At 70.8% G+C, this 21,536-nt stretch carries 23 protein-coding genes; 9 read left to right on the plus strand and 14 right to left on the minus strand.

Features of this window, described 5'->3' with window-relative positions; all coding sequences use genetic code 11:
* Positions 1 to 27 precede the first annotated feature (27 nt).
* The 7 genes from G3I60_RS13965 to G3I60_RS13990 all read right to left on the minus strand — a co-directional run bounded on the left by G3I60_RS13965 (position 28) and on the right by G3I60_RS13990 (position 8,248).
* Complete coding sequence (locus G3I60_RS13965; RefSeq protein ID WP_164295270.1) at positions 28 to 1,743, minus strand: ABC transporter ATP-binding protein; 1,716 nt, start codon at positions 1,741 to 1,743, stop codon at positions 28 to 30.
* Positions 1,740 to 2,729 (minus strand): ABC transporter permease, encoded by a 990-nt coding sequence (locus tag G3I60_RS13970; RefSeq protein WP_164295271.1) that lies wholly within the window; start codon positions 2,727 to 2,729, stop codon positions 1,740 to 1,742. The genes G3I60_RS13965 and G3I60_RS13970 overlap by 4 nt, the downstream gene beginning before the upstream one ends.
* Positions 2,726 to 3,709: an ABC transporter permease gene (locus G3I60_RS13975; RefSeq protein ID WP_164607196.1), complete on the minus strand. Its 984-nt coding sequence runs from the start codon at positions 3,707 to 3,709 to the stop codon at positions 2,726 to 2,728. The genes G3I60_RS13970 and G3I60_RS13975 overlap by 4 nt, the downstream gene beginning before the upstream one ends.
* An 11-nt stretch (positions 3,710 to 3,720) precedes the next feature.
* Complete coding sequence (locus tag G3I60_RS13980; RefSeq protein WP_138350979.1) at positions 3,721 to 5,439, minus strand: ABC transporter substrate-binding protein; 1,719 nt, start codon at positions 5,437 to 5,439, stop codon at positions 3,721 to 3,723.
* 175 nt (positions 5,440 to 5,614) lie between these two features.
* The gene (locus G3I60_RS47065; RefSeq protein ID WP_368860151.1) at positions 5,615 to 5,707 is read right to left on the minus strand and encodes an Ms4533A family Cys-rich leader peptide; all 93 of its coding nucleotides are present in this window, start codon (positions 5,705 to 5,707) and stop codon (positions 5,615 to 5,617) included.
* Positions 5,708 to 5,789: 82 nt separating this feature from the next.
* On the minus strand, positions 5,790 to 7,214 hold the full coding sequence (locus G3I60_RS46790; RefSeq protein WP_343241269.1) for a DUF3152 domain-containing protein: 1,425 nt from the start codon (positions 7,212 to 7,214) through the stop codon (positions 5,790 to 5,792).
* 8 nt (positions 7,215 to 7,222) lie between these two features.
* Positions 7,223 to 8,248 carry an alpha/beta fold hydrolase gene (locus G3I60_RS13990; protein WP_164295272.1) on the minus strand — a complete coding sequence of 342 codons (1,026 nt, stop codon included), beginning with the start codon at positions 8,246 to 8,248 and terminating at the stop codon, positions 7,223 to 7,225.
* A 105-nt stretch (positions 8,249 to 8,353) separates the two neighbouring features.
* Here G3I60_RS13990 and G3I60_RS13995 point away from each other — a divergent pair, with 105 nt between their 5' ends.
* The 4 genes from G3I60_RS13995 (at position 8,354) to G3I60_RS14010 (ending at position 10,128) form a co-directional block, all read left to right on the plus strand.
* Entirely contained in the window at positions 8,354 to 8,590 is a 237-nt protein-coding gene (locus G3I60_RS13995; RefSeq protein WP_138350981.1) for a hypothetical protein, read from the plus strand.
* Between the two features lie 102 nt (positions 8,591 to 8,692).
* Complete coding sequence (locus tag G3I60_RS14000; protein ID WP_138350982.1) at positions 8,693 to 9,334, plus strand: TetR/AcrR family transcriptional regulator; 642 nt, start codon at positions 8,693 to 8,695, stop codon at positions 9,332 to 9,334.
* A 172-nt stretch (positions 9,335 to 9,506) separates the two neighbouring features.
* Positions 9,507 to 9,737, plus strand: a complete 231-nt coding sequence (locus tag G3I60_RS14005) for a DUF3107 domain-containing protein (RefSeq protein ID WP_138350983.1) — start codon at positions 9,507 to 9,509, stop codon at positions 9,735 to 9,737.
* Positions 9,738 to 9,849: 112 nt separating this feature from the next.
* Positions 9,850 to 10,128: a hypothetical protein gene (locus G3I60_RS14010; protein ID WP_138350984.1), complete on the plus strand. Its 279-nt coding sequence runs from the start codon at positions 9,850 to 9,852 to the stop codon at positions 10,126 to 10,128.
* Positions 10,129 to 10,161: 33 nt separating this feature from the next.
* On the opposite strand, the gene G3I60_RS14015 is transcribed toward G3I60_RS14010, so the two are convergent.
* Positions 10,162 to 10,890 (minus strand): ferritin-like fold-containing protein, encoded by a 729-nt coding sequence (locus G3I60_RS14015; protein ID WP_138350985.1) that lies wholly within the window; start codon positions 10,888 to 10,890, stop codon positions 10,162 to 10,164.
* Between the two features lie 467 nt (positions 10,891 to 11,357).
* Between G3I60_RS14015 and G3I60_RS14020 the strand changes: the two genes are divergently transcribed.
* Positions 11,358 to 12,956, plus strand: coding sequence for a DEAD/DEAH box helicase (locus G3I60_RS14020; protein ID WP_239069816.1), 1,599 nt, complete (start codon positions 11,358 to 11,360; stop codon positions 12,954 to 12,956).
* Between the two features lie 140 nt (positions 12,957 to 13,096).
* Positions 13,097 to 13,954, plus strand: coding sequence for an alpha/beta fold hydrolase (locus tag G3I60_RS14025; RefSeq protein WP_164607181.1), 858 nt, complete (start codon positions 13,097 to 13,099; stop codon positions 13,952 to 13,954).
* Between the two features lie 4 nt (positions 13,955 to 13,958).
* Here G3I60_RS14025 and G3I60_RS14030 read toward each other — a convergent pair whose 3' ends face one another.
* Entirely contained in the window at positions 13,959 to 14,855 is an 897-nt protein-coding gene (locus tag G3I60_RS14030; protein WP_138350987.1) for an NYN domain-containing protein, read from the minus strand.
* Positions 14,856 to 14,979: 124 nt separating this feature from the next.
* On the opposite strand from G3I60_RS14030, the gene G3I60_RS44575 reads away from it, so the two are divergent.
* Positions 14,980 to 15,120, plus strand: a complete 141-nt coding sequence (locus G3I60_RS44575) for a hypothetical protein (RefSeq protein WP_203672895.1) — start codon at positions 14,980 to 14,982, stop codon at positions 15,118 to 15,120.
* 84 nt (positions 15,121 to 15,204) lie between these two features.
* Here G3I60_RS44575 and G3I60_RS14035 read toward each other — a convergent pair whose 3' ends face one another.
* From G3I60_RS14035 to G3I60_RS14050, 4 genes are all read right to left on the minus strand, one after another.
* Positions 15,205 to 15,813 carry a MarC family protein gene (locus G3I60_RS14035; RefSeq protein ID WP_138350988.1) on the minus strand — a complete coding sequence of 203 codons (609 nt, stop codon included), beginning with the start codon at positions 15,811 to 15,813 and terminating at the stop codon, positions 15,205 to 15,207.
* A gap of 145 nt (positions 15,814 to 15,958) precedes the next feature.
* Positions 15,959 to 16,816 carry a PHP domain-containing protein gene (locus G3I60_RS14040; RefSeq protein WP_164295273.1) on the minus strand — a complete coding sequence of 286 codons (858 nt, stop codon included), beginning with the start codon at positions 16,814 to 16,816 and terminating at the stop codon, positions 15,959 to 15,961.
* An 82-nt stretch (positions 16,817 to 16,898) separates the two neighbouring features.
* Positions 16,899 to 17,537, minus strand: coding sequence for a DUF6758 family protein (locus tag G3I60_RS14045; RefSeq protein ID WP_164295274.1), 639 nt, complete (start codon positions 17,535 to 17,537; stop codon positions 16,899 to 16,901).
* A 193-nt stretch (positions 17,538 to 17,730) separates the two neighbouring features.
* Positions 17,731 to 18,318 (minus strand): suppressor of fused domain protein, encoded by a 588-nt coding sequence (locus G3I60_RS14050; RefSeq protein WP_138350991.1) that lies wholly within the window; start codon positions 18,316 to 18,318, stop codon positions 17,731 to 17,733.
* A 425-nt stretch (positions 18,319 to 18,743) separates the two neighbouring features.
* On the opposite strand from G3I60_RS14050, the gene G3I60_RS14055 reads away from it, so the two are divergent.
* Positions 18,744 to 19,859 carry a magnesium and cobalt transport protein CorA gene (locus G3I60_RS14055; RefSeq protein WP_138350992.1) on the plus strand — a complete coding sequence of 372 codons (1,116 nt, stop codon included), beginning with the start codon at positions 18,744 to 18,746 and terminating at the stop codon, positions 19,857 to 19,859.
* Positions 19,860 to 19,885: 26 nt separating this feature from the next.
* Here G3I60_RS14055 and G3I60_RS14060 read toward each other — a convergent pair whose 3' ends face one another.
* Positions 19,886 to 20,815: a DMT family transporter gene (locus tag G3I60_RS14060; protein ID WP_244809859.1), complete on the minus strand. Its 930-nt coding sequence runs from the start codon at positions 20,813 to 20,815 to the stop codon at positions 19,886 to 19,888.
* 192 nt (positions 20,816 to 21,007) lie between these two features.
* Here G3I60_RS14060 and G3I60_RS14065 point away from each other — a divergent pair, with 192 nt between their 5' ends.
* Complete coding sequence (locus G3I60_RS14065) at positions 21,008 to 21,535, plus strand: hypothetical protein (RefSeq protein WP_164295275.1); 528 nt, start codon at positions 21,008 to 21,010, stop codon at positions 21,533 to 21,535.
* Position 21,536 lies beyond the last annotated feature (1 nt).

Raw genomic sequence — 21,536 nt, forward strand, 5'->3', positions numbered from 1 at the left:
GTTTCCCGGACTCCCGGGAAGCGTTTCTCAGACTTCGGCGAGCCCCTTCCGGCTCGCGCGCCGCGCCGCGGACTCGACCGGGTCGAGCACGGGCACGGCCGCCAGCAGGCCCTTGGTGTACGCGTGCTGGGGCGAGTCGTACACCGCGTCCGCCGGCCCCTCCTCGACGATCTTCCCGGCGCGCATGACCGCGACCCGGTCGCTGACCTGCCGCACCACCGCCAGGTCGTGCGCGATGAAGACCAGCGAGAGCCCCAGGTCACGCTGCAGTTCACCGAGCAGCGCGACGACCTGGGCCTGCGTCGTCACGTCGAGCGCAGAGACCGGCTCGTCGCAGACGATCAGCTTCGGGGCCGGTGCCAGCGCCCGCGCGATCCCGACCCGCTGCCGCTGGCCGCCGCTGAACTCGTGCGGGTACCGGTGGTACCAGTCCGGCTCCAGACCGACCCGCTCCAGCAGTTCCCGCACCCGCTCGACGACCGCCTTGTCCGAAAGCTCCCCCGCCGCCCGCAGCGGGTCGGCGATCGACTCGCCGATGCTGCGCCGCGGGTTCAGCGACGAGACCGGGTCCTGGAAGACCATCTGCAGCTCGCGGCGCAGCGGTCGCAGCGCCTTGTCGCCGAGCTTGCCGATGTCCCGGCCGTCGTAACGGAGTTCACCGGCCGTGGGGTCGAGCAGCCGCACCAGCATCCGGCCGAGGGTGGTCTTCCCGCTGCCGCTCTCCCCGACGATACCGAGCGTCTCGCCGCGTTGGACGGTCAGCGACACGCCGTCCACGGCGGTCACGGTGTCCTGGCGCTTGCCGAACTCCCGCCGCAGACGGACCGCTTCGAGAAGCGGCGCTTCCACGGCAGCCTTCCGTTCGTCGCCCGTCCGCTGCTTCACGAGGACGACCGGCCGCGCCGCGTCCACCTGCGGCACCGCCGCGAGCAGTGCCCGTGTGTAGGGCTCGCGCGGGTCGTCCAGGACGGCGCTCACCGCGCCGCGTTCGACGGCGGTGCCGTTCCGCATGACGAGTACGTCGTCGACGCTGCCGGCCACGACACCCAGGTCGTGGGTGACGAGCAGCAGCCCCATGCCGGTCTCGGCGCGCAGCTCGTGCAGCAGGTCGAGGATCTGGGCCTGGACGGTGACGTCGAGTGCGGTGGTCGGTTCGTCGGCGATCAGCAGCCGTGGTTCGCAGGCCAGCGCCATGGCGATGAGCGCGCGCTGCCGCATGCCGCCGCTGAACTCGTGCGGCCGGGCGCGCGAGCGCCGGGCCGCGTCCGGGATGCCGACCCGGTCCAGCACCTGGACGGCCCGCTCGCGGGCGGCCCGCCGGGTGGCCTTCACATGGACGCGGTAGACCTCGGCGATCTGGTCGCCGATCGCGTAGTACGGGTCGAGCGAGGAGAGCGGGTCCTGGAAGACCATCGCCGCCCGGCCGCCGCGCAGCCGCCGCAGTTCGGTGTCGTCGGCGCCGAGGACGTCCGTCCCGGCGACCCGTACGGTGCCGCCGGTCCGCGCGCCGGTCCCCCGGTGCAGGTCCAGCAGGGCGTACGCGGTGGCGCTCTTGCCGGATCCCGACTCACCGACGATGCCGAGGGCGCCGCCCGCTTCGAGCCGGAAGCTGAGACCGTCGACGGCCCGTACGGTGCCGGACGCGGTGGGGAAGTCGATGACGAGGTCCCTGACCTCCACCAGCGGCTCGGCGAGGCCGGCCGTGGCGGCGGGATCCACTGCGGAATCGGTGGCCGCGCTCATGCCAGCACCACCCTTCGGTCGGCCAGCGCGTAGAGCACGTCCGCGGCGGCGTTGGCGATGACGACGGCGAAGCCCATGACGAGCACGATGCCCACCACGACCGGCAGGTCCTTGAGCTCGACGGACTGCACGAGCTTCTGGCCCAGCCCCGGCACGTTGAACAGCGACTCGGTGAGCAGCGCGCCACCGAACATCGTGCCCAGGTCGAGCGCCGACAGCGCGATCACCGGGGTGAGGGCGGCGCGCAGCGCGTGCCGTCCGATGATCGCGCGCTCGCTGACGCCGTAGGCGCGGAAGGTGCGGATGTGGTCCTCCGCGAGCGTCTCCAGCATGGAACTGCGGGTCAGCCGGGCGTACTTGGCGGACTCGACGAGGGCGAGCGCCAGCCAGGGCAGCAGCAGGTTCCAGGCCCACTGCTGCGGGTCGTCGGTAAACGGCACGTAGGAGGGGTAGGGCAGCCACTGCAGCACCGAGCAGAAGAGCATCAGCAGCAGGATGCCGATGATGAACACCGGGGTGGCGGTGCCCGCGAGGGTGAGCCCGGTGAGCAGCCGTTCGGTGGGCCGGCCGCGGCGCAGCGCGGACAGCACGCCGGTGCCGATGCCGAGCAGCAGCCACAGCACCATCGCGCCGATGGCGAGGGAGGCGGTGGCGGGCAGCTTGGCGACGAGGATGTCACTGACGAGTTCGCCGGTGCGGTACGACTGGCCGAAGCAGGGCGCGGAGCAGTGCACCGTACCGGTGCCGGTGCTGTAGTCGTGACCGGTGACGATGCCCTGCAGGAAGTGCCAGAACTGTACGTACACCGAGTCGTTCAGGCCCATCTGCTCGCGGATCTGCACGAGTTGGGCGGGCGAGCACTTGGGCCCGCAGGACAGTTGCGCGGGGTCGCCGGGCGCCAGGTAGAACACGGCGTACAGCACGACGGCCAGCACCAGCAGAACCACCGCGGCGGAGACCGTGCGGCGCAGCAGGAAGCGGATCATGACGCGGCCTCCTCGCGCTTGCGGCCGGTGCCGATGCGGAGCCGGCTGGCGGCCCGGGGGTCGAGGGCGGTCCTGATGCCGTCGGCGAGCACGGTGAAGGCGAGCACGCTGATGAACAGCATCGCGGCGGGCAGCAGCACGTACGCGGGATCGGCCTCGTACCAGGTGTTGGCGCTGGAGAGCATCTGGCCCCAGGACGGGGTGGGGGGCTTCACGCCGATGCCGAGGAACGAGAGCCCGGACTCGATGACCATGTTCGCCGGGATGAGGAGGGCGGCGTACGTGATGACCGGTGCGACGAGTGACGGCAGCAGTTCACGGCGGGCGATCCGCCAGGTGCCGGAGCCGGCGAGCCGGGAGGCCGCCACGTAGTCCAGGGACTTGAGGCTGAGCACCTGGGCCCTGACGAGCTTGGAGATGCTGCCCCACGCGACGAAGCCGATGATGAGCGCCAGCAGCAGCGGGCGCGGGAAGCTGTCGGGCACCACGGCCATCAGCGCGATGGCGAAGACCAGCGCGGGCATGGTGATCATGACGTCGGTGACGCGGCTGAGCAGGTTGTCCACGAAGCGGTTGCCGAGCCCGGCGGCGAGGCCGGTGCCGACGCCGACGAGGATCTGCACGAGGGTGGCGCCGAGTGCGACGGCCAGCGAGATCTGGGCGCCGTGCACGAGCCGGGAGAACATGTCACGCCCGGTGCCGGGTTCGACACCGAGCCAGTGGTCGCCGCTGATCCCGCCGAAGGAGCCGAGCGGTACGCCGCCGGAGGCGGAGTCGACCAGCTCGGGGTGGTAGGCCGTGGTGTTCTGACCCTCGATGGCGCTCAGCAGGGGTGCGGCGAGCGCCACCAGGACGAGGAGTGCGATGACGGCGGTCCCGGCGACGGCCGCGCGCTGGGCGCGCAGCCGCCGCCAGACCTGCCGGGCCCCCGGGGCGGGGGCGGCCGGGTTGCCGGCCGCCCCCGCCTCGACGGCCGTCAGGTCCTGGGTGGTCACTTGACCGAGACCTGCGAGATGTCCAGGACGCCGGTCCAGTCGCTGATCACGACGTTCTTGATGTCCTTGCCGAACAGCCGCTTGTAGACCGGGTGGAAGAGCGGCACGGTGACGGCCTGCTCGCCGATCTTCTTGTCCAGCGCGCCCCAGCGGACCGCCGCGGCCTTGAGGTCGGTCAGCTTGTTGATCTCGTCGATCTCCTTGTTGACCGCCGGGTCGTCGAGCTGCGCGTTGTTGAAGTTGGAGCCGTCCTTGACGATCTGCCGGCCGTCGAAGATCGGGCCGAGGAACGGGCCGCCGGACGGCCAGTCCGCACCCCAGCCGGTGAGGAAGAAGCCCGGCTCGGTCGACACGTTGTGGATCTTGTCGCTGAACGCCTTGTGCTCCTGGCCGTCGAGCTTGACGGTGATGCCCGCCGCCTTCAGCGCGTCCTGGACGGCCGTGGCGACCTCGGGGCCCTGCTCGTCGGCCTTGGTGACGTCATGGGTGAGCGAGACGGTGATCCCGTTCGGGTAGCCGGCCTCCGCCAGCACCTGCTTGGCCTTGACCGGGTCCCCGGTCTTGCCGGCCGGGAACGGGTCGTACGGCGTGTAGCCGAAGGACGCCTGCTCCGGCAGGTACGTGGTGGCCTGGTCGGCGAGCGAGGAGCCGCCGACCGCGTTGACCACGGTGGTGCGGTTGACCGCGTACGCGATGGCCTGGCGCACCTTCGGGTTGTCGAACGGCTTCACCTTCGGGTTGAAGGCGATGTAGTCGGTGTAGCCGAAGTGGCCGGTGCCGACCCGGCTCGCGAGCGCCTTGTCACCGTTGACCTTGGCCAGCTCGGCCGGGCCGAGGTTGGTGTCGGTGGTGACGGCCGCCGCGTCCTTGCCCGTGCCGGTGGACAGCCGCTGGTTGATCACGGCCTGGTCGAGACCCGACTGGACGTCGATGCTGTCCGGGTACGCCTTGCGCTGGTCGTCGGTGGCCTCCGACCAGTTGGGGTTGCGCTCCAGCACCAGGTGCTCACCGTTGTTCTCGTTCTTGATCACCTTGTACGGGCCCGAGGAGACCGGGTGCTCGGCGTACTTGGTGCCGGTGTCCTTCGCCTTCGGCACCGGGGCGAACGAGGTCTGCGTGGCCAGGAACGGGAACTCGCCCTCGGGCTTGTTCAGGTGGAACACGATCGTCCTGGCGTCCGGCGTCTCCACCGAGGCCAGTCCGTTCTTGTCCTTGTACGGGCCCTGGTACGCGGCGCCGCCGATCAGCCAGTCGCGCAGGTAGGGCGCGCCGCCGGACAGCTCGGCCGCGAAGGAGCGCTCGATGCCGTACTTGATGTCGGCGGTGGTGATGGGCGAGCCGTCCTCGTACTTCAGGCCGTCCTTGAGGTGGTACGTCCAGACGGTGGCGTCCTTGCTCGGCTCGCCGGTGTTGGTGGCCAGGTCCGCGGCGACCTTCGAGCCCTCGGCGCCGTTGGCCCGGGTGCGGGTGGTGAGCGTGCGGTAGACCAGCGAGGGAACGTTTCCGCCGCCCGAGGTGTACAGGCGGGCCGGGTCGAAGTCCTCCTGCGCCTGGTTGTTCAGCACGTAGAGGGTGCCGCCCTTGGCGGGCTTGGCGTCGGTGGAGGCCTTGGCGCCGCCGCTGTCCTTCGGGCCGCAGGCGGCGGCCCCTCCGGCGAGGGCCAGACCAACGGCTACCGCTGCCACGCGGCGGGATATGAGGGACAGTTGACGCATGAGAGATCGGCCTTTCGCGGCTGCGAGGTATGACGGCAGGATTCAACGAATACCCGCGGGCAGCAGCAGCCGCTTCCCCTCAACGGAGAAATGGCTCGAACTCAGGGGGTGCGTCTGCCCACGGATGGACAGCTCGGGGCGGAGGCGGAAAGCCTCTACGCGACCGAACCGTGGGTCACCGACAGAGAATGTCGGCTACGCAGATTTCGGCCACGCCGATGAGCACCAGCTTGATGCTGGCGTCCTCGGGTGCGTGGCGGTGCGACATGGGAGAAGAGTGAACGACGATCCCGCCGATGTCAAAATCCGGTCGGCGGGATCATTCGTGCTCAGGCGGTCGAAACCGCTGGTCAGGCCTTCGGGAACGGCCAGGCGTTGGGCTTGCAGGTGGGGCCGCCGTCGAGCGACAGGAACTTCGTCTGCTGCATCATGACCGGCGCGAGCTCGCCCGCCTTCGGGCAGCCGACGTGGCCGTGCCCGAGCCGGTGGCCGACCTCATGGTTGATGAGCATCTGCCGGTACTCGTGCATCCGGTCGGGGCCGAACGTGACGGCGCCCTGTGCCCAGCGGAACGCGTTGATCATGGTGCGCTCGGTCGACGCGGCGTCACATGACACATTGTCAACGGTGATGTCCAGGCCGGATTTCGCACACCACTTGGCAGTGGTGCCGGGGCTGGCGAGCGTGACGACGATGTCGACGGGGCCCGATGACACCCGCTCGAACGTCTTGGTCCCGCCGTGCCCCCAACTCCGGTCGTCGTTCAGGGTGGTGAAGACCGTCCGGGTGAAGAGCGCGGAATCGAGCGGCAGGCCCTTCTCCACGTCCACCCGGAAGCGCAGCACCTTCCCCTTGCCCGGCGCCGGGTCGTGTCCCGGCATCGTCTGGAACTGGCCGCTCAGGGCCAGCTTGGCGTCGAGCGGGTACTGCCTGGCCATCAGCTGGTCGTAGCCGGCGACGGCCACGGCGGGTGCGTTGGAGGGTGCGACGCCGGGCGTCGGACGGTCCTTCGACCGTGAGGCCGCGTCGCTGCCGTCGCGGGTCGCGCCGTCGGAGGCCCCGGCCTCGCTGTGTCCGGCGCCACCGCTGCCGACCTGCCCGGCGACGACCACGGCGAGCACCGTCACCACCGCGGCGGCGGCGATCCCGGTGAACGTACGGCCCTTGCCACCGCTCTTCCGGCCGGTGTCGGCGGCCGTGGCCTCCGGCAGGTCGGAGTCCAGGACGGGCTCCGGCTCCGGAACCGTCTCCTGCTCGACGCGCTGCCGGGGTATCCGGCGGCCGGGCGGGGCCTCGAAGGACTGCGGCGGGAGGACCGGCTCGTCGAACGTCTGCCACTGGCCGGTGTCGTACGGGTCCTGGACGGGGTGGACGGACTGCTGGAACGTCTGCCACTGACCGGTGTCGTACGGATCCGGGACGGGGAGGACGGGCTCGTCGAACGTCTGCCACTGACCCGTGTCGTACGGGTCCGGGAGCTCGTCCGGCCGGTAGCCGGTGCTCCGGCCACGGCCGCTCTCCGCCGCCCAGCCGTCCTGAGCGCCCCAGGCGGCGTGCTCACGGTGCTCGGGGTGCGGGCGGGAGTCCGGGTGGTCGCCGACGACGTAACCGCCGTCGTAGCGGGCACCCGGCGCCGGAGCCTGGGACGGGACGGAGACGGGAACGCCGACGTCACCCCGGCGTCTGCGGCCCTGGCCTGCACGACCGCCACCGAGGGTGCTCGATATGTCGTTGTCGCGGCTCTGCCGGCCGCCGCCCGCGCTGTGTTTCCCCACGCCCTCAATCAGCTCCTGCTCGCCGCGTCGCTCGTCGTGTCGTTCATTACGCGAGCGCCCGTCTTTTCGTTCACCACGTGACCGTCCGTCTGATCGAGCAGGTCCCGGAAGGCCCGTGCCACCACGTCAGGGTGCTCCATCATCGCGACGTGCCCGCTGTCGGGCAGCGTCACCAGCCGGGAGTCGCGGAACGCCTGGGACGCCTTCCGCGCCATCCGGAAGGAGACCAGCTTGTCGCGCCCCCCGTAGACCAGCAGCGTCGGCGCGAGTACCCGCTCCGCCTGCCGCCACAGAGAGTGTTGTCCACCCAAGGTGTACGCGTTGACGATGCCCCGTGTCGAACGGACCATCGCATCCCAGAAGTACGGGAGTGCGATCCGCCGTTCGTACTCCTCGACCGCCTCAGCCCGCGCCCGGTCACCGACCGACGAGGCGTCGCCGTAACACAGCGTGAGCAGTTCCTGGGTCCGCCGCTCGGCCGGCCAGTCCTTGGTCGCCCGCAGATAGAGCGCCGGGATCCCCGGCATCGAGACGAACGCCGTCGGCCACGCGGTGCGCTGCGGCGGAAGCTCCGGCAGCGCGGGCGAGACCAGTGTCAGCGTCCTGACCAGGTCGGGACGGGCCGCCGCGACCTTCGTCGCCACCGCGCCGCCCATCGAGTTGCCGAACAGATGGACCGGGCCACGGTCGCCCGACTCGATCAGCCGCACCACCGCCCGGGCGTGTCCGGCGATCGAGTAGTCACCGTCGTCCGGCGGCGGCGAGAAGCCGAAGCCGGGCAGATCCGGTGCCTGACTGTCGAGCCGGTCGGCCAGCCGGTCCATCAGTTGTGTCCAGTTCTGCGACGAACCGCCCAGTCCGTGCACAAGAACGGCCGGTTCGAGTCCGTCGCGCTCCGAGGTCCGCTCGCGGACCACCAGAGAGAGACCGGGCAGGCTCACATTTCGCTGCGTTTCCCCTGGTCCGAGCCGCGGCCCCTGCGGGGGGACGGCTGCGGGAGCGATCGCAGCTTGAGGAGACTCCGTCGAGGACATGGGGCAATGTTACGAGACGATCACGCATGCGCCTGTGTGTTCGCCCTCACAGGCTGCGCTCAGGACCCCGCGCTCCTACGCTCGACAGTAAGGAAGGGAGTCACCGTGTCCGACGAAGTCCAGATTTCCGAGGATGAATTCGAGGCCGCCGCCGACGATCCGGCCATCGAGATGGACATCGAAACCCCCGAAGCCGATGCCGCCGAGCAGCACACCGATGTCGTCCACCGCGACGACGTCCCGGCCGGGGAGGACTCCGATTCGCCCGTCGCGTCCGCCGATCCCGCGGACGTCGCGGAACAACGTCGTGTCGTCAACCTGGACGAGGAGGACTATCGCTGAAAGGTTCCAGGTAGTGAGAATGTGCTCTCGCACCGCGCACAGCCCCGTTACCGAAAAGTACGATGGCACCCGCAGTGTTCCTTCAACAGATTGGGAGGCGGCGTGACAGCCATCGAGCACACTCAGGCACGCCCGCGCGGCACCCGCCTGCCCCGCCGGGCCCGTCGCGAACAACTCCTGGGCGCGGCCCAGGAAGTGTTCGTCGCCCAGGGCTACCACGCCGCCGCGATGGACGACATCGCCGAGCGGGCCGGCGTCAGCAAGCCGGTGCTCTACCAGCACTTCCCGGGCAAGCTGGAGCTGTATCTGGCGCTGCTCGACCAGCACTGCGAGTCACTGCTGCAAGCGGTGCGTACCGCACTGGCCTCCACCTCCGACAACAAACTGCGCGTCGAGGCGACCATGGACGCCTATTTCGCGTACGTGGAGGACGAGGGCGGCGCCTTCCGGCTGGTCTTCGAATCGGACCTGACGAACGAGCCCGCGGTCCGCGAGCGCGTCGACAAGGTCTCGCTGGAGTGCGCCGAGGCGATCTGCGAGGTCATCGCGGAGGACACCGGGCTGCCCCGCGAACAGTCGATGCTGCTGGCCGTCGGCCTCGGCGGCGTCTCCCAGGTCGTGGCCCGCTACTGGCTCTCCAGCAACAGCCAGATCCCCCGGGACACCGCCGTCAACCTGCTGACGTCGCTGGCCTGGCGCGGTATCGCCGGTTTCCCGCTGCACGGCACCGACGGCCACCACTGACGGCCGCCGGCCAGCACTGACGGCTGCCCGCGGACGGCCACCGCCGGTTATTCCCCGTCGCTGTTCGCTACCGGCGTTCATCATCTTCGGATTCCACCCCTCCGAGCCCGGCTAGTGTTTCCTGCGTACGGCGCGAAGACGCGCACACCGCCAGACCTGGAGGTACAGAGCCGTGGAGGTCAAGATCGGCGTGCAGCACGCGCCGCGCGAGATCAGCATCGAGAGCGTGCAGTCGGCCGAGGAGGTCGAGAAGGCCGTCGCTGACGCCCTCTCCGGCGCGTCGCCGCTCCTGAGCCTGGTGGACGAGAAGGGCCACAAGGTCCTCATCCCCGCAGCCAAGATCGCGTACGTGGAGATCGGCCAGCCCGCCAGCCGGAAGGTCGGCTTCGGCGCGTCGATGTGACGACGGCGGAGGGCTCGCACCGTAATCGGGTGCGAGCCCTCCGTTTTGTCCGGCTCCCCGAAGGGGTAGGACCGTTATGCAACGGTCGGCCCCCTCGGGAAGGACCCCGTACATGTGGGAAGCAGTCGCATTCGCCGCGCTCGGTCTGGGCATCGCCTACGCCGCCACGCACTTCTTGCCCGAACGCTTCCCGTCCCGCGTCCTCGTCCTCGCCACCGGTCCGATCGCGGCCCTGGTCGGAGGTCTGATCACCCGTACGGTTCTCGGCGCCGGCCACGCGGCCGTGACGCTTCCGGTGTCGGCGCTCGTCGCGGCGGCGCTGCTCAGCCTGCTCCTCCGCCCCGCTGACGACCGGCGCTTTCTCCGCCACTCGGTCGCGGGGCGGGCCTGAGGACCACAGCTGAGGACCAGGCCTGAGCGAGGGTCAGGCGGCCAGCCCGAGTGCCGCCATCCGCTTGGTGTGCGCTTCGGTGATCCGGGTGAACATCCGGCCGGCCTCGGCCAGGTCGAAACCGCCGGCCACTCCCCCGACGAGCATCGTGGACAGCGCGTCCCGGTCGGCGACGACGCGCTGCGCCTGTGACAGCGCCTCACCCATCAGCCGCCGCGCCCACAGCGCGAGCCGGCCGCCGACCCGCGGGTCCGCCTCGATGGCGGCGCGGACCTTCTCGACGGCGAAGCTGGCGTGGCCGGTGTCGTCCAGTACGGCCAGCACGAGCGTGCGGGTGTCGGTGTCGAGCCGCGCCGCGACCTCGCGGTAGAAGTCCGAGGCGATCGAGTCGCCGACGTAGGCCTTGACCAGACCTTCCAGCCAGTCCGACGGAGCGGTCTGCCGGTGGAACTCGTCCAGCGCGGCGCCGAAGGGTTCCATGGCTTCCTTCGCGGAGGCCCCGATCTCGGAAAGCCGGTCCCGCAGCCGCTCGAAGTGGTGGAATTCGGCCGCCGCCATGGCCGCCAGCTGAGCTTTGTCCTCAAGCTCCGGCGCGAGCTTCGCGTCGTCCGCGAGGCGTTCGAACGCGGCCAGTTCGCCGTAGGCCAGCGCACCCAGCAGATCCACCACCGCGGCCCGGTAGTGGGGGTCCGCGGAAGCTCCGGCCCAGTCCAGGGCAGCGATTCCGGTGGCAGGTGCGGTCGTCTCGTCAGGCGTCTCCATGCTGCGCACAATAGCCAAGTCCGGGTCCCGCCGGACCACCCCCGTAGCCCCCGCCGAAACATTTGATCGGGTGCAGCTGCGTGTTTCCGGGGTAGAGTGGTAATGCACTCCGCCGATTTTCGGCAATTTCCTGTGCACTGTACGCAGTATCTGGATGCCCGGTCGGTGGCCCGATCGGCTCCTACACCGACCGCCCTCCTGACAGCAGGAGGGGCCCACTCGCGGCATGTGCGAGGGCAGCGGTCCCGCGCTTCTCAGCCACCCACGGCTGGACGACACCTGCGCGGTCAGCGCCCGGCGTTCCTTTCCGGACGCGGACGCTCGACCCCCCTCACAGCCCAGTGCCGCGTCTCACAGAAGAGGCAAGCATCCTGACCACCACGACTTTCCGCAGCCTCGGAATCCTTTCCGAGACCGCCGAAGCCCTTGAGGCTGTCGGCATCATCAATCCGTTCCCGATCCAGGAGATGACCCTTCCGGTCGCCCTGGCGGGCAATGACATCATCGGCCAGGCCAAGACCGGCACCGGCAAGACGCTGGGCTTCGGCCTGCCGCTGCTCGAGCGCGTCACGGTCGCCGCCGACGTCGAGGCCGGCCGCGCCAAGGCCGAGGACCTCCCCGACGGGCCGCAGGCCCTGATCGTCGTCCCCACCCGTGAGCTGTGCCAGCAGGTCACCAACGACCTGCTGACCGCCGGCAAGGTGCGCAATGTGCGCGTCCTGGCCATCTACGGCGGCCGCGCCTACGAGCCGCAGGTCGAGGCCCTCAAGAAGGGCATCGACATCGTCGTCGGCACCCCGGGCCGGCTGCTGGACCTCGCGGGCCAGAAGAAGCTGAACCTGAAGTCGGTGCGCGCCCTCGTCCTGGACGAGGCCGACGAGATGCTGGACCTGGGCTTCCTGCCCGACGTCGAGCGGATCATGGCCATGCTGCCGCCGAAGCGCCAGACGATGCTGTTCTCGGCCACCATGCCGGGCGCGGTCATCAACCTGGCCCGCCGCTACATGTCGCAGCCCACGCACATCCGCGCCACCTCGCCGGACGACGAGGGCGCGACTGTCGCGAACATCACGCAGCACATCTTCCGCGCGCACTCCATGGACAAGCCGGAGCTCGTCTCCCGCATCCTGCAGGCCGACGGCCGTGGCCTCGCGATGATCTTCTGCCGCACCAAGCGCACCGCGGCCGACATCGCCGACCAGCTCGCCCAGCGCGGCTTCGCCTCCGGCGCGGTCCACGGCGACCTGGGCCAGGGCGCTCGTGAGCAGGCCCTGCGCGCCTTCCGCAACGGCAAGGTGGATGTGCTGGTCTGCACCGACGTCGCCGCCCGCGGTATCGACGTCGACGGTGTGACGCACGTCATCAACTACCAGTCGCCGGAGGACGAGAAGACGTACCTCCACCGCGTCGGCCGCACCGGCCGCGCCGGTAAGACCGGTATCGCGATCACGCTGGTCGACTGGGACGACATCCCGCGCTGGAAGCTCATCAACAAGGCGCTGGACCTGCCGTTCGACGAGCCGGAGGAGACGTACTCCACCTCCGCGCACCTGTACGAGCTGCTCAACATCCCGGCCGGCACCAAGGGCATACTGCCCCGGGCCGATCGGACCCGTGCCGGCCTCGGCGCGGAGACCGTCGAGGACCTCGGCGAGACCGGTGGCCGCGGCAAGGCCGGTGGGCGCAAGCCCGCCGTCGCCGCAGCGGCGACCGTGACCGAGGAGCGTCCGCCGCGGACCCGCACCCCGCGTCAGCGCACCCGCACCCGTGCCGGTGAGACCCTCGCCGGTGAGACCGCCGTCACCGCGGTGGATGCGGCCGCGGCCGTGACCCCGGTCATCGACGTGGCGGACACCGAGGGCGAGGCGAAGGCGGCCCCGCGCCGCCGTCGCCGTACCCGCGCCGCCGCTCCGGCAGCGGAGGGCGCTCCGGCCGCGGAGGGCGCTCCGGCGGCCGTGGTCGAGGCCGCTCCGGCCGAGGCTCCCACCGCCGAGGGCGACGAGGCCAAGCCGGCCCGCCGCCGTCGCCGTACCCGTCCCGCGAAGGCCGAGCCGGCCGACAGCTGACCGACCCGCGGAACAGCACAGCGGAACAGCACCACCAGCAACGCCGACGCCCCCGGTTCTCCACCGGGGGCGTCAGTGTTCGTCGGTGTGCAGTCGCTGCTTGCAACCTGTCGTACACACGCGTCGCGTAATCTCACGGCATGAGCAGACCCCCGACACTGGAGCTGCCCGAAGGGGCCCGTGCGTGCCGCCTCGCCACCGCGAGGGGCGACTTCGCGGTGCTGGACGCCGGAACGGCGGTCCTGGGCACCGCCCTGCTGGTGCCCGGGTTCACCGGGAGCAAAGAGGACTTCATCGCGCTGCTCGAACCGCTGGCACTGGCCGGCTACCGGGTGGTCGCGGTCGACGGCAGAGGGCAGCACGAGACGGGCGGCCCGCCCGAGGAGAGCGCGTACACCCAGGCCGAACTGGCCGCCGACGTCCTCGCGCAGACCGAGGCGCTGGGCGGTTCGGGTCCGGTGCACGTACTGGGCCACTCGCTGGGCGGGCTGATCGTGCGGGCGGCGGCGATCGACGCGGCACCGCCGTGGACGTCGCTGACGATCATGAGTTCCGGGCCGGCCGCCATCGACGCCGAGCAGCAGGCCAGGACGCGGATGCTCGTCGAGGCGCTGCCCGCGATGGGGATGGAGGCGGTTTGGCAGGCGATGCGCGACATGGACGCGGAGAACGCCGACGCGCCGGACGTCCCGCCCGCCATCGCGGAGTTCCTGTACCAGCGCTGGATGGGCAATGTCCCCGAGCAGCTGATCGCGACCGGCAAGCAGCTGATCGCGGAGCCCGACCGGGTCGCCGAGCTGGCCGCCGTACCGATCCGCACGCTGGTGCTCTCCGGCGACGTCGACTACGCGTGGCCGCCGGAGTGGCTCGACGAGATGGCGCTGCGGCTGGGCGCGCGGCGGGTGGTCATCAAGGGCGCCGAGCACTCACCGAACGTGGACCAGCCGGAGGCGACGGCCGAGGCGCTGATCGATTTCTGGAGCCCGAAGGGCGAGTGAGGAGTCAGAGCTGGGCGGTGAGGTGGTCCCAGAAGCCGTCGCGCAGCGAACGTCGCAGGTCGGCGTGGGCGCGCAGCGAGATGCCGAGCAATCCCTCGGCTTCGACGAGCAGTTCCTGGTCGTAGGCCGGCGGCAGATAGGGCCGGCCGGGCAGCAGTTCCGCGAGGGTGTCGCGGCCCCGGACGGCGAGCCACTGGCCGGCCACCCGGGCGCCCACGAAGTGCACGTCCGCCCGCGAGGGCACCGGCGCGTCACCGTACTCGGGCACGGGTCGCCGGGTCAGATACGGCTTGCAGAACTCGAGGTCGAAGGTGCGCTGGCTGTCGACCTCCCAGAGGAGGGGGTCCGCCTGGTTGCGTCCTTCGGTGGCCTCGATGCCCCACAGGTGCACCCGCGCGCCGTAGCCCTGGGCCGCCTCGACGGCGGACACCAGGTCCTCGTCACCGCCGATGAGGACCGCGTCGCTGATGGCGCGGTGCCGGGCGAGCGATTCGAGGTCGGTGCGGATGAGGGAGTCGACGCCCTTTTGCTGGCGGCTGGCGTTGAGGTTGCCGAGCCGGACCTTGACGTCGGGGAGTTCGGCGATGCGCTCCTGCTCGCGGGTGTGGATCCGGCGGCGGGCGCCGTCGTACCAGTAGACGCGGAGCAGCCGGCTGTCCGGGAAGAGCGAGCGCGCCTTGTCGATGAACGCCTCGATGATGCCCTCGGCGTCCAGGTCGAAGGTCTGCCGGTCCTCGGTGCCCGCGACGAGGCGGCCCGCGGCGGCGTAGACGTAGCCGGCGTCCACGAACACGGCGTGGGTGGCGGGGGTGGTGGCGACTTCGGCCAGGACCCGCTGCAGGAGCTCGTTGGTGCGCTCGATACCGGCGGCCATGGCGGCCAGCGCGTTGTCGTTGTCCATAGGTCCGCCATTGTCCCGTACTCGTGAGTACTTAGGCTCGGAAAAGTTTTCATTAGCGTAGGGAATGTTTTAGTGAGGGGGTTCGTTGACTACTCATGGACAGTGCGACGAAGGGAGAAGCACCATGCGCTTCGAGATCATGCGACTCGACGACCGGAACGGCACCGCTGTGGACAGCACAGTCGTGGACGCCGCCGCCGTCAACAAGATCGTCCAACAGGCCGCGGCCGTCGGCCAGCGGATCTACATCCGACCGGCGATCTGAGACAGCATTCGACGACGGCGCCCCTGTACGCAAGACGTACAGGGGCGCTTCTGCGTCCGGTGGGCGCCACGGGGGCCGTCCGGGTCAGCCCTCGCCGTGCACGAACCCCAGCACCCCGTTGGCCACCTGCTGAACGGCGATGGCCGAGAGCAGCATCCCGGACAGCCGGGTCACCAGCACCACACCGCCCTCCTTGATGAGCCGGATGATCGCCAGCGAGTAGCGCATGACCAGCCACAGCACGACGTGCATGGCGGCGATCGCCAGCCACACCGACGCCTGCTCGCCGAAGCCGTGGGCGTTCTGCACCGCCAGGATCACGGTCACGATCGCACCGGGCCCGGCCAGCAGCGGCATCCCCAGCGGCACCAGCGCGACGTTCACGTCCTTGGTCTGGGTCGGCTCGTCCATCTTGCCGGTGAGCAGGTCGAGCGCGATGAGCAGCAGCAGCAGACCGCCGGCGATCCGCAGCGCGGGGACCGAGACATGCAGGTAGTCGAGGATCTGATGGCCGAAGAGGCCGAAGACGGTGATGACGCCGAAGGCGACGGAGGCCGCCTGCCAGGCCATCCGGCGCTGCACCTTGGTGGCGCGCCCGGAGGTCAGCGCGAGGAAGATCGGGGTGATCCCGGGCGGGTCCATGATCACGAAGAGCGTGACAAAGACCGACCCGAAGAGGGTGACGTCGAGCATTTCAGTGGGGGCTTTCCGCGGTGGGCCGGCAAAACGGGCGGGGCGCCGGCGTCTGAGGCCGGGGCATCAGGACGCACGGCGGGAACGAGCGGCGAGGAGGCGGCGGGACGCGGGGCGCCGGGGCCGCCGGGGGGCGGGAGGAGCGCTAGACGGCGCTGATCGGGACCGCGCCGGTCGCCCTGCGCGCGATCTCCCGGTACACCTCGGGGTCGGTGACGAACTCCCCGAGCCGACAGGCCTTGCGGCTTCCGTGGTAGTCGCTGGAGCCGGTGGCGAGCAGCCCCGTCTCGGCGGCGAAGCCGCGCAGCCGGGCCCGGGTGGCCTCGTCGTGGTCCATGTGGTCCACCTCGATGCCGTCGAGTCCGGCCGCCGCCAGAGCGGCTATGACGCTCTCCGGAACGGTCTCGCCGCGCTTGTGGGCGCCCGGGTGCGCGAAGACGGTGACCCCGCCGGCCGCCTTCACCAGGCGTACGGCGTCGAAGGGGTCGAACTCGTGCTTCCCGACGTACGCGCGGCCGTCGTTGGCCAGCCACCGGTCCGTGAACGCGTCCGAGACGCTGTCCACGACGCCGAGGTCGACGAGCGCGGTCGCGATGTGCGGCCGGCCCACGGAGCCGTCACCGGCGATCGCGGCGACCTGCTCCCAAGTGACCGGGACGCCGAGCTCCTGGAGCTTGCCGACCATGGCCCGCGCACGCGGCACCCGGTCGTCCCGTACGAGCTCGCGCTCCCGGAACAGCTCGGGCTCCACGGGGTCGAAGAGGTACGCCAGCATGTGCATGCTGATGCCGTCGACCTTGCAGGACAGCTCCGCGCCGGTCACCAGCGTCAGCGGCGACCCGAGGTCGTACAGCGCCTTGGCGGCCTCGTCATGGCCGCCGACCGTGTCGTGGTCGGTGATCGCCACGACGTCGAGACCCTCGGCGGCGGCGTTGCGTACCAGCTCGGCGGGGGTGTCCGTACCGTCCGAGGCCGTGGAGTGGGTGTGCAGGTCGATGCGCACGGCACGGCTCCCAACGGCGCTAGGCGGTATACGGCACAGGCTTTCGGAAAATAAGGATAGCGGGCCGGGGAACCTGCGAATCTCAGGAGAGCAGCCGGGGAGACAGCGCACCGCACGACAGCAGGTCGACTTCCGCCCCCGCGTCCCGCAGATCGGTGAGCACCAGCTCGTCGTACATCATCAGCCCGGACTGCTCGGGCCACACGATCGCCCAGAGCCACAGCCCGAGCGCCTCGCCCGCGAAGACCGCCCGGTCACCGGGCGCGTCCTTCACATGCCACAGCGGGGTGGGCCGGCCCGCGGCCAGCACCTTGGTGTGCGGGGACCGGTCCACACACATCGAGGGGCCGGGATCGGGTCCCTGGATGCCCGCGTAGCGCGCTCCGAGGCCCACCCCCAGTTCCTCGGCGATCAGCAGCAACTCACCGGGGCCGCCGAGCGGCCCGGGACCGGAGCAGGCCACGGCGGTCGCCCGCCCGCCGCTGCGGTCGTCGCCCGCGGAGGCCACCCCGGAGAACAGCCAGCCGACCGGCAGCGGCCAGGGCATCCACACCGGTACCTTCGCGCGGTGCACCACCACCCCGAGCGCCTCGACGCTCGGCGGGACGACCGGCTGGAGCGGATACACGGTCCCGTGCACGCCGCACTGCCAGGCATCGGCGAAGAGGCCGGGCGCTCGCACCCGGCCACCACACTTCGGGCAACTGGGTTCGCCCCTCATAGAGCCCAACGGTCCTCCCGCGACGTGCCCGCGTCAAGGACGATCACCCGTCCGGCGTCGAGAGATCAGCCGTACGCACGGCGGGACGGGCTCCAGGGGCGGGACTTGTGGGGACGGAACGTGCGGCGGGACGTACGACGGGCGGGTCCGGGCGGGTCCGGACGGGTCAGTCGGGTCAGTCGGGTCAGTCGGGTCAGTCGGTGAGCGGTACCGACGCCCGCAGCGGGTCGCGCAGATCCGTGCCGTACTTCAGCCAGCGTTCCTGCAGCGCGGCGCCGCCGTGGACGCGCTTCCAGGCCGCCTCGTTCGGTGTCATCGGCAGCACGGGGAAGAACCGGACCGGGTCCAGCGGTTCGTCCAGGCCGAGGTCCTCGACCAGGCCGCCGGGCTCCGCGACCAGCACGGCGGAGAACGGCGCGCCGGTCCACAGCGGTCCGCCGACGTCCAGCGAGGCGCCGGGAGCCACCACGACGCCCTCGACCTGGGGCGAGGCGGCGAGCACGGCGAGCGGCCGCAGCACCTGGTCCACGGGGGCGAGCCCGGCGCGTACGGACAGCACCAGTTCGGCGCGCGGGCCGCGCAGCGGGTCGGCGACGGTGGCGAGGGGATCGCTCATCGGCTGCCGCGACATGCCGAGCGTCGCGTAGCGCAGCACATCGCCGTCGACGAAGCGCAGCACCTCGATACGGTCGGTGCCGAGGAAGGTCACCGCCGCCCTGCTGTGCCGCTCACCGAACGCCGAGTGCAGTCGCGCCTCGACCAGCTGAAGAAGATCGCCCATACCGCGGAGCATAGGTCCGCCGTGCCCGCGACAGGTAGGGGAACCGTATGGAACAGGCAAAGCCGGGCAGGAGCGCTCCAGGCGCTTGCTAAGGTGGGGCGTTGGCCCGCCGTGAAGTCCGGCGCTGCCATGGGTATACGTCATCCCTCAGCGGGGATCGGCCGGAGGAGGTGGGGTTGACATGGATCATAGTCGACCTTGCAGTCCTGCCCGCTCTTCCTTCCGCCGCCTCGCCGGCTGAGTCTTCGCGTTCCATACCCGGCACCGTCGCCGGGAAACACGGAAGTTCTCACTTCCCCATGGATCCGCGCCCGCCGCGGGCATCGCGCCGGAAGAGCGCCCTGAACTGCCTTGTGATCACCCTGCCTTGATCAGCATTTCAGTGCGGCTTCCGTGCCGTCGGCCAGTCCGTGAAGGAGCTTGCCATGTCGATGATCCGTGACCTGCGTGCAGTGGTCCGTCCCTCCCTGCGCAAGAGCGCCGTTTCATACGACTACGGCGCGACCCGTACGCCGAGCGCGACGAGCGCGGTCGTGGACTGCGCCGTCTACCGCGACGGCGCGCGCTGCAGCGACCACATCGACCCGGCCGTCGCGCTGGAGAAGGTGCGCACCGGCAGCCGCAGCGAGGGCTTCGTCTGGATCGGTCTGCACGAGCCCACGGAGCAGGAGTTCGCCGGCATCGCCGAGGTGTTCGGGCTGCACCCGCTGGCCGTCGAGGACGCCGTGCACGCCCACCAGCGCCCCAAGCTGGAGCGCTACGACGACATCCTGTTCACCGTCTTCAAGACCATCAGGTACGTCGAGCACACCGAACTCACCGCGACCAGCGAGGTCGTGGAGAGCGGCGAGGTCATGGTCTTCACCGGCCGGCACTTCGTCATCACCGTCCGGCACGGCGGCCACGGCTCGCTGCGCGCGCTGCGGCACCGGCTGGAGGAGGACCCCGAGCTGCTCGCCAAGGGCCCCTCGGCCGTGCTGCACGCCATCGCCGACCAGGTGGTCGACGACTATCTCGCCGTCACCGAGGCCGTGCAGGACGACATCGACGACGTGGAGATCGACGTCTTCTCCGCCGCGCAGGGCAAGTCCGCGCGCGGTGGCGACGCCGGCCGGATCTACCAGCTCAAGCGCGAGGTACTGGAGTTCAAGCGCGCCGTCTCACCGCTGCTGCGGCCGATGCAGCTGCTCAGCGAGCGGCCGATGCGGCTGATCGACCCCGAGATCCAGAAGTACTTCCGCGATGTCGCCGACCACGTGGCGCGGGTCCATGAGCAGGTGGTCGGCTTCGACGATCTGCTCAACTCGATCCTGCAGGCGAACCTGGCGCAGGCGACCGTCGCGCAGAACGAGGACATGCGCAAGATCACCGCATGGGCGGCCATCCTCGCCGTCCCGACGATGATCACCGGGGTGTACGGCATGAACTTCGACCACATGCCGGAGCTGCACTGGCGCTACGGCTACCCGATGGTCCTGTGCGCGACAGTCGCCATCTGCTTCAGCATCCACCGCGGATTCCGGCGGAACGGCTGGCTGTAGGTGGCCGCTGCCGGCAGTGGTGGTGGTCAGGCTCCCCCGGGCGTCGCCGGCAGGTCTGCCGGCACCGGGCCGGCCTTCCGGTCCGCCAGGATCACCAGTGCCAGGCCGGCGAGGATCACTCCGAGCGCCGGGTAGGCCATCGCCGGCGGGGTCTGGCCGAGCCAGAGTGCCGCGATGAGGGCCGCGCCCGGTGTCTCCAGCAGGATCGCGGTCGAGGTGGTGGACGGGCCGAGCCCGTGCACCACCCGGTTCAGCAGCGAGTGGCCCAGCAGCTGCGCGGCGACGGTGAGCGCGACGAGCTTCAGCCAGGTCTCACCGCTGTACCCGCCCAGCGAGGCGCCGGAGACCAGGCACGCGACGAGCAGCGCGACCGCGGTCGTCGAGTAGCAGATGTAGGTGTACGCGGTGGTGCTGGCGGTCCTGCGGACCTCGGCGCCCAGCAGGACGTACGCGGCCGCCGCCATGCCCGCGCCCAGCGCGAGCGCGTCACCTGCCAGCGCGCGGGTATCGGTCGACATGTCGATACCGGTCAGGATGATGACGCCGACCACGGCCAGCAGGGTGCCCGCCCACACCATGCGGGGCGGCCGGTGGCCGCGTATCCGCAGGATGATCGTGGTCCAGATCGGGGTCGTGGTGCACAGCGCGGTCGAGGTCGCGACCGACGTCATCGACAGACTCGGCAGCCACAGGCCGAAGTGCAGTGCGAGCGTCGCGCCCGCCGCCACCGACAGCAGCAGCGAGCGGCGGCCCATCCGGCGCAGCTCGCCGAGGTTGCTGCGCAGCACGAACGGGGTGAGCACCCCGATCGCCATGGCGTTCCGCCAGAACGCGATGGCCAGCGCCGGGGCGGCGGTCGCCGCGATCAGCGGCGCGGAGAACGAGACGCCGGCGATGGCGACGGCCAGCAACGTCAGGTCCAGCGGCCGGTGCGCGACCGCTGCCGCGGGGGGCACGGCGACTGGCGGGGCGACGGTGCGCGGCTCGGCGGACACGGGTTCTCCTCGGTCGGAACTGGGTCTCCGACCAGCGTAAGGGCCGTGACAAGAGCATGCTCCTGTCGTCCAGCGCTTGGACCCGCCTGGAGGGCCGCAGGGAACGCCGCGGAGCACGCCGCGGGGAAGGGCGCACCGAATAAGGTGAGCCCCATGACGGAAACCGCCGAACAGACCGCCCTCGTCGAGGAGGCCACCAAGAAGTCCGGCCTGGTCTGGGTCCAGGCCCCGACCGGCCGCCCGCCGCAGGCGGTGTGGCACGCCTGGGTGGACGGCGCGATGTGCGTGGTCGGCGGCGGCCCCGGGGAGCAGCCGCTCGGCGGGCTGACCGACGGCGGCACCGCGGTCGTGACGGTGCGCAGCAAGGACAAGGGCGGCCGGCTGGTCGCGTGGCCCGCCACCGTCTCCGCGCTCGTCCCCGACAGCGACGGGTGGACCGCCGCCGTCGAGGAGCTCAAGGGCAAGCGGCTGAACGCACCGGACGCCGAGACGATGACCGTGCGCTGGGCGCGTGAGTGCCAGGTGCTGCGGCTCGTACCGTCAGGACCGCCGAGCGAGCAGCCCGGCGCCATGCCGGACGGCTCGGGTGCGGCCGGCCCCGTTCCGTCGCCCGCCACGACCCGGCAGCCGATGCCGGAGGCGCTGCCGCGGCTGCTGGCCCGCCGCAGGAAGCGCGGCTGAC

The sequence above is a fragment of the Streptomyces sp. SID13666 genome (genome assembly GCF_010548325.1).
Classification (GTDB): domain Bacteria; phylum Actinomycetota; class Actinomycetes; order Streptomycetales; family Streptomycetaceae; genus Actinacidiphila; species Actinacidiphila fildesensis.